Raw genomic sequence first — 1323 nt, 5'->3', positions numbered from 1 at the left:
GCCGCTGGTCGCGGCCTTCGAGGCGACGCCGCGGCGCGGTGTCCTGGCGGCCCAGTTCCATTCGATCGGCAGCATGCCGTCCGACCAGGCGATCGAATGCGGCGAGGCGATCGAGGGCGCCGATCTGCAGGCCGCGGCGATCACCGCGGCCTGCAGATCGGCGCGCTCCACATCGAGCCGGGCAACCGCGTGCTCGAGATCGGCAGCGGCTCGGGCTACACGGCAGCGGTCATGTCGCGGCTTGCCGCGCGCGTCATCACCATCGACCGCTACAAGACGCTCACCGAGCAGGCAAAGCAGCGCTTCGACGCGCTCGCCATCAGCAACATCATCGTCCGCCAGGCCGACGGTTCCAACGGCCTGCCCAATGAAGGGCCGTTCGACCGCATCGTCGCCTGGGCGGCCTTCGACAGCCTGCCGCGCTTCCTGCTCGACCAATTGTCGAGCGGCGGCATCGTCATCGCGCCGATCGGCCCGGAGGAGGGCGAGCAGGTGCTGGCCAAGCTCACCAAGGTCGGCAGCCGCTTCGAGCGCGAGGACATCGGCATGGTCAGGCTGCAGCCGATCTTGCGCAGCGTCGCGGCGGTGATTTAGCGGGCTTTGGAGCTTCCGCCAAAATTTCCTCCAATGTTTTAAGAAAATTTTCGTCGGATTCTAAGGGGTTAACCCGGCAGTAACATTAACGCGCTTTAATCAGGGCCAGTTTGTACCGGGTCTGTGCGGGTTAGTGCGATGCAATTCAATCACTTGAAAGCAAACAGACGCAATCTGGCGCGCGGTTGCGCTGTGCTGATGATTGCCGGCGCGGCGGCCGGGTGCAGTTCCCAGTCGATGCGCTTCAACGGTGTCGATGATGTCTTCACATCCTCCACCAACAATCAGCGCGCCATCATCAACAAGCAGAATGTCGACCAGCCCTATCCGGGCGACACTGTCGCGCCTGCGCCGGTCGATGGCACGCACACCCAGTCGGTGAGCCGCTCCAGCCTCGAGCCGGTCACGACCCAGCAATTGCCGCCGCCCTCGGCGCCGGCTACGGCAAAGACGATGCGTACCGCTTCGGCTCCCGCTCTCGCACCGGCGCTTGCGCCGGCACCGCATCTCGACAGGACGGCCACCGGCACGGTCACGCCGGCAAAACCGTTCAAGACCGCCGAGCCCGACGCGGTCCGCAACGCCAGTGCTGCGCCGCATGCGACCGAAATCGTTGTCCGGGACGGCGAGACGCTTTCAGGCCTGGCTGCGCATTACCACGTGCCGGCCGATGCTATCGCCAAGGTCAACGGGATCGATCCGAAGAAGGGCATCCGGTCCGGCCAGAAG

Annotated in this window: 1 protein-coding gene and 1 pseudogene; both read left to right on the top strand. The window is 65.2% G+C overall.

Features of this window, described 5'->3' with window-relative positions:
- Positions 1 to 594: pseudogene (locus tag EOA23_RS34775) on the top strand (protein-L-isoaspartate(D-aspartate) O-methyltransferase); the annotation flags it as partial.
- A gap of 138 nt (positions 595 to 732) precedes the next feature.
- Positions 733 to 1323: LysM domain-containing protein (locus tag EOA23_RS34770; RefSeq protein ID WP_145966610.1), on the top strand; the 591-nt coding region annotated here is incomplete at its 3' end.

The organism is Mesorhizobium sp. M2A.F.Ca.ET.042.01.1.1 (assembly GCF_003997405.1).
Taxonomy (GTDB): domain Bacteria; phylum Pseudomonadota; class Alphaproteobacteria; order Rhizobiales; family Rhizobiaceae; genus Mesorhizobium.
The sequence above is the reverse complement of the archived record's forward strand: the minus strand, read 5'-3'. Positions and strand labels throughout refer to the sequence as shown.